At 60.1% G+C, this 5,738-nt stretch carries 5 protein-coding genes and 1 pseudogene; 4 read left to right on the top strand and 2 right to left on the bottom strand.

The window, feature by feature from the left end; genetic code table 11:
* Together ACOZK4_RS07810 and ACOZK4_RS07805 are read right to left on the bottom strand one after the other, a co-directional pair.
* Positions 1-710, bottom strand: a pseudogene (locus tag ACOZK4_RS07810) (hypothetical protein); the annotation flags it as partial.
* Positions 711-1,035: 325 nt separating this feature from the next.
* Positions 1,036-1,335 carry a transcriptional regulator gene (locus ACOZK4_RS07805; RefSeq protein WP_117372571.1) on the bottom strand — a complete coding sequence of 100 codons (300 nt, stop codon included), beginning with the start codon at positions 1,333-1,335 and terminating at the stop codon, positions 1,036-1,038.
* 627 nt (positions 1,336-1,962) lie between these two features.
* Here ACOZK4_RS07805 and rpsL point away from each other — a divergent pair.
* The 4 genes from rpsL to ACOZK4_RS07785 all read left to right on the top strand — a co-directional run.
* Entirely contained in the window at positions 1,963-2,334 is a 372-nt protein-coding gene (gene rpsL / locus ACOZK4_RS07800) for a 30S ribosomal protein S12 (RefSeq protein ID WP_022719193.1), read from the top strand.
* Between the two features lie 57 nt (positions 2,335-2,391).
* Positions 2,392-2,862: a 30S ribosomal protein S7 gene (gene rpsG, locus ACOZK4_RS07795; RefSeq protein ID WP_069059038.1), complete on the top strand. Its 471-nt coding sequence runs from the start codon at positions 2,392-2,394 to the stop codon at positions 2,860-2,862.
* A 30-nt stretch (positions 2,863-2,892) separates the two neighbouring features.
* Positions 2,893-4,992 carry an elongation factor G gene (gene fusA, locus ACOZK4_RS07790; RefSeq protein WP_313528543.1) on the top strand — a complete coding sequence of 700 codons (2,100 nt, stop codon included), beginning with the start codon at positions 2,893-2,895 and terminating at the stop codon, positions 4,990-4,992.
* Between the two features lie 65 nt (positions 4,993-5,057).
* A partial coding sequence (locus ACOZK4_RS07785) for a GTP-binding protein (RefSeq protein WP_421590837.1) occupies positions 5,058-5,738 on the top strand: 681 nt, incomplete at its 3' end.

Below are 5,738 nucleotides of genomic sequence, written 5' to 3'. Positions count from 1 at the left end.
CCCCCCGCGGCCATGAACAATGGGTTCGTCGACAGCACACGCCCATTGCCCTGCACGATGGCTGCGGGTGCGCCGATCGCATTCAGCCCGGTCGCCAGAAGGTCGGCCTTCTGTTGATCCAGCTCGGTGGCGAGCAGAAGGCTGCGCGCGATATGCGGCCGCAGCGTGTTCAGAAGGCGGACCGTCTCGTCGCTGATCGGGCCGCTTGTGAGGTGCTGCTCGAAGCACACGCTGATCTCGATATCCTCAGGGCCGCTGATCAGCGTCGCCGTGGCGCATCCAAGGCCGCGCGGAACCAGAAAATCGCGATAGATCGGCAGCTCGCGCCTCTCCTCGGCGGTAAAGAGATCGGCATCGCGGACGAAGGAAAACTGCCCCTCCCGGTTGGCCTTTTCAAGCCTGATGTTCTTCGTGGCCCAGCCCTCGGCCGCGAATTCCTCGATGGTTTCCATGAAATCGGCGGTTCCGATCCACCGGCGCTCGTCAGTTGCCTTCCAGGTAAGGGCGCCGCCCCAGAATCCGCAGTCCCGCGCGATCTTGGAAACGACGTCCGGCCACCGCTCCTTGAAAACCGCCGCCTCGTAGATTCTGCTGATGAGTTCGGATTCGATCGTTTCCATGAATATTCCGACGTCGGGTGTGGGGGCTCCATCCGCGGTTCGACATGGTGGGGGCAATTTGCGGGAAAAACAAACGGATATCGGCTGCAAAGCCGTCCCTAGGGTAATTTCGGTTCGGAACTCATTCTCGCAAAGGGTGTGGCCGGCGTTTTTTGACGAATGCTCACCCAATTGGGGGGCAATTCTCGCTCGCCGCGATGATAATCGATTCCGGGAGTGCTTCGATGAGATTGCGGTATTGCTGACCACATGCCGACATTGAGTGTCGATATGGTCACGCATTTCGTCACATGAGAATGCGCAAGGGAAGCGAACCGCCCTTGCGGCCGGTCACGGGGCTGATCCGGCTGGGCGGTATTTCGTTCACCAATGCGTCGGCGCAGGCATTGCTCTCTCAATGCCTGCGCCATTTCACTTATGCGAAGCGGATGATCGCCACTTCGCCTTCCAGTGCGCCCTTGTAGGCCGAGGCGTGCGGCTCGTCTTCGGGCTGGCCGTTCAGCGTGCCGATCTGGTCGAGGTCGGCTTCCAGGAAACCTTCTTCCGAAAGCGCGTTCAGCGCCTCACGCACGGCGCTGTCGTCGTCGGGAGCCCGCAGCATGACGTGGATGTCGATGCCCTCGTCGCCCTCGCGCTCATAGGCCTTGCCGATAATGATGAAGACCATCGGCTCGTCGCCGAGCGTGTTATTGTCGTTGTCGGCGCTGGACGCCATGGCGGGCTCCTTTCGGGTCAATGTTTCAGGTTGTATAAAGGGTAGGGCGGCAAGACCCAATGACAAAATGCGGGCCGATGCGACTCAGGACGATAGAATCGGTGGATGCATTTGCCGCCGGCTGACTCTCGCCGGTTGATTCCGTCTTCATGCTTTCTTAATGTTCCAGGGCAATGGCTGAAGCCGCTCGAAGTGCCGCCGATGGGACAGGGCAGGCGGCCGGAAGCCCTGCTTCTCAGGCAGGCCAGCCATTCCGCGGCGGGATTCTTTCGCCGCGCCCCTTGACCTTTTGCCCTTAACTCAGTAGACCGCACGCCATCAGAGCCTATGTGAGGCTGGCTGGTTCGGAATGACTCGTTCTGAAGTTCGCCTCAAACAGGGCTCGACGCACGTTGAGAACATGAATGCTGCACGCATGACGCGGTTATATCGCGTCCTCTGCCTATCAAAGGTCATCCGCTCAAGCGGATCGGCCTTTTATTGCGCATGAACACGCGTGTGGCCATGAGCATTTTGCAGGCAAGCGGTACGCTTGGCGTGGCATAAATGCGTAACCGACTATGCAGGGGCGGCCCGCCGCCCCAAATCCGCCCGCAAGGGTAATGAGACACGATAAGGGATGGGTCTATGCCTACCGTAAACCAGTTGATCCGCAAGCCGCGCCAGGCGTCGGTTAAGCGCAACAAGGTTCCTGCCCTGCAGGAAAACCCCCAGAAGCGCGGCGTTTGCACCCGCGTCTACACGACGACCCCGAAGAAGCCGAACTCGGCTCTGCGTAAGGTTGCCAAGATCCGCCTGACCAATGGCTTCGAAGTCATCGGTTACATCCCGGGCGAAGGTCACAACCTGCAGGAACACTCCGTCGTCATGATCCGTGGCGGCCGCGTAAAGGACTTGCCGGGCGTTCGTTACCACATCATCCGCGGCGTTCTCGACACCCAGGGCGTCAAGAACCGCAAGCAGCGTCGTTCGAAGTACGGCGCGAAGCGTCCGAAGTAATACAGTAACCAGCGCCATTTCGCTGGCCAGATCATTCAAGATTGAGAGACAAAAAGTATGTCCCGTCGCCATAGAGCAGAAAAGCGCGAGATCAACCCGGACCCGAAGTTCGGCGATCTCGTAGTCACCAAGTTCATGAACGCCATCATGCTGGACGGCAAGAAGTCCGTCGCCGAAACGATCGTTTACGGCGCCTTCGATGTCGTGCAGGGCAAGGCCAAGCAGGATCCGGTGACGGTTTTCCATTCGGCTCTCGACAACGTCGCGCCGCACGTCGAAGTGCGTTCGCGTCGCGTCGGTGGTGCGACCTACCAGGTTCCGGTCGACGTTCGTCCGGAGCGCCGTCAGGCTCTCGCAATCCGTTGGCTGATCGCAGCTGCCCGCAAGCGTAACGAAACGACCATGGTCGAGCGCCTTTCCGGCGAACTCATGGACGCAGCGAACAATCGCGGCAGCGCAGTGAAGAAGCGCGAAGACACGCACAAGATGGCTGACGCCAACCGTGCATTCTCGCACTACCGCTGGTAACCGAAACTAACGTCTCGAAAGGAGTCCGAAATGGCTCGCGAATACAAAATCGAAGACTACCGTAATTTCGGTATCATGGCGCATATCGACGCCGGCAAGACGACGACGACCGAACGTATCCTCTACTACACCGGCAAGTCCCACAAGATCGGCGAAGTCCATGACGGCGCCGCTACCATGGACTGGATGGAGCAGGAGCAGGAACGCGGCATCACGATCACGTCGGCTGCCACCACGACCTTCTGGAAGGGCCGTGACGGCAAGACCCGCCGCTTCAACATCATCGACACCCCCGGCCACGTCGACTTCACCATCGAAGTCGAACGTTCGCTGCGCGTTCTCGACGGTGCGATCGCTCTTCTCGATGCCAACGCCGGTGTTGAGCCGCAGACGGAAACCGTCTGGCGTCAGGCTGAGAAGTACAACGTTCCGCGTATGATCTTCTGCAACAAGATGGACAAGACCGGCGCGGACTTCTACCGCTCGGTGTCCATGATCAAGTCGCGTCTCGGTGCGATCCCGGTCGTCATGCAGCTGCCGATCGGCGCTGAAAGCGACTTCAAGGGCGTCATCGACCTGATCGAGATGAATGCTCTCGTGTGGCGCGACGAATCGCTCGGCGCCCAGTGGGACGTCGTCGAAATCCCGGAAGACATGAAGGCCCAGGCCGAAGAATACCGCGAGAAGCTTATCGAGACCGTCGTCGAAATCGACGAAGCCGCGATGGAAGCCTATCTCGAAGGTAACTACCCGGACAACGACAAGATCCGTGAACTCGTTCGCCGCGGCACCATCGATGTGAAGTTCCACCCGATGTTCTGCGGTACCGCGTTCAAGAACAAGGGCGTTCAGCCGCTGCTCGACGCCGTCGTCGATTATCTGCCGTCCCCGGCAGATATCCCGGCGATCAAGGGTATCGACGTGAAGACGGAAGCTGAAATCGAGCGTCACGCCGATGATGCTGAGCCGCTCTCCATGCTTGCGTTCAAGATCATGAACGACCCCTTCGTCGGTTCGCTCACCTTCGCCCGCATCTATTCCGGCAAGCTCGAAAAGGGCACGTCGGTCATGAACACGGTCAAGGAAAAGCGCGAGCGCGTCGGCCGCATGCTGCAGATGCACTCCAACTCGCGTGAAGACATCGAAGAAGCCTATGCAGGCGACATCGTTGCTCTCGCCGGCCTTAAGGACACGACGACGGGCGACACGCTCTGCGATCCCCTGAAGCCGGTCGTTCTCGAGCGCATGGAGTTCCCGGAACCGGTTATCCAGATCGCGATCGAGCCGAAGACGAAGAACGACCAGGAAAAGATGGGCCTCGCGCTCAACCGCCTGGCCGCCGAAGACCCGTCCTTCCGCGTCAAGACCGACGAAGAGTCCGGCCAGACGATCATTGCAGGCATGGGCGAACTTCACCTCGACATCATCGTCGACCGCATGCGTCGCGAGTTCAAGGTCGAAGCCAACGTCGGCGCTCCGCAGGTTGCTTACCGTGAGACGATCACGCGTAAGACCGAAAAGGACTACACGCACAAGAAGCAGACCGGTGGTACCGGCCAGTTCGCCCGCGTGAAGCTCGTATTCGAACCGAACCCGGATGGCGAAGATTTCCTCTTCGAATCCAAGATCGTCGGCGGTGCTGTTCCCAAGGAATACATCCCGGGCGTTCAGAAGGGTATCGAAAGCGTTCTGTCCTCGGGTCCGCTCGCAGGCTTCCCGATGCTCGGCGTCAAGGCGACGCTCATCGACGGCGCCTTCCACGACGTCGACTCCTCGGTCCTCGCCTTCGAAATCGCATCGCGTGCCTGCTTCCGTGAAGCATCGCGTGAAGCCGGTGCCCAGCTGCTCGAGCCGATGATGAAGGTCGAAGTCGTAACGCCGGAAGACTATGTCGGCGACGTTATCGGCGACCTGAACTCCCGTCGTGGCCAGATCCAGGGCCAGGAATCGCGCGGCGTCGCCGTCGTGATCTCCGCCAACGTGCCGCTGGCCAACATGTTCAAGTACGTGGACAACCTGCGCTCCATGTCGCAGGGCCGCGCCCAGTACTCGATGGTCTTCGACCACTATGCGCCGGTTCCGTCGAACGTCGCGCAGGAAATCCAGGCAAAGTACTCCGGTCAGAAGTGACCGGGGTAACCCCCTAAAAATTTGTATGAATTTCCCCTCGCGGGATCACGAATGGAGAGCCGGAAATGGCAAAGAGCAAGTTTGAGCGCAACAAGCCTCACGTAAACATCGGCACGATCGGCCACGTCGACCACGGCAAGACGTCGCTGACGGCAGCGATCACGAAGTACTTCGGCGAGTTCAAGGCGTACGACCAGATCGACGCTGCGCCGGAAGAAAAGGCGCGCGGCATCACCATCTCGACGGCACACGTCGAATACGAGACGCCGAACCGCCACTACGCGCACGTCGACTGCCCCGGCCACGCCGACTACGTCAAGAACATGATCACCGGTGCTGCCCAGATGGACGGCGCGATCCTGGTCTGCTCGGCTGCTGACGGCCCGATGCCGCAGACGCGCGAGCACATCCTGCTCGCCCGCCAGGTCGGCGTTCCCGCGATCGTCGTGTTCCTCAACAAGGTCGACCAGGTCGACGACGCTGAGCTTCTCGAGCTCGTCGAGCTGGAAGTTCGCGAACTTCTGTCGTCCTACGACTTCCCGGGCGACGACATTCCGATCGTCAAGGGTTCGGCTCTGGCCGCTCTCGAAGATTCGGACAAGAAGATCGGTGAAGACGCGATCCGCGAGCTGATGGCCGCTGTCGACGCCTACATCCCGACGCCTGAGCGTCCGATCGACCAGCCGTTCCTGATGCCGATCGAAGACGTGTTCTCGATCTCGGGCCGTGGTACGGTTGTGACGGGC

The organism is Shinella sp. M27 (genome assembly GCF_049199905.1).
GTDB lineage: Bacteria > Pseudomonadota > Alphaproteobacteria > Rhizobiales > Rhizobiaceae > Shinella.
This window is presented reverse-complemented; position numbering and strand designations above follow the sequence as displayed.

Coding starts and splice junctions, on each gene's coding strand:
- ACOZK4_RS07805 (WP_117372571.1), bottom strand. CDS start 1,335: ATGGCGTCCAGCGCCGACAACGACAATAACACGCTCGGCGACGAGCCG.
- rpsL (WP_022719193.1), top strand. CDS start 1,963: ATGCCTACCGTAAACCAGTTGATCCGCAAGCCGCGCCAGGCGTCGGTT.
- rpsG (WP_069059038.1), top strand. CDS start 2,392: ATGTCCCGTCGCCATAGAGCAGAAAAGCGCGAGATCAACCCGGACCCG.
- fusA (WP_313528543.1), top strand. CDS start 2,893: ATGGCTCGCGAATACAAAATCGAAGACTACCGTAATTTCGGTATCATG.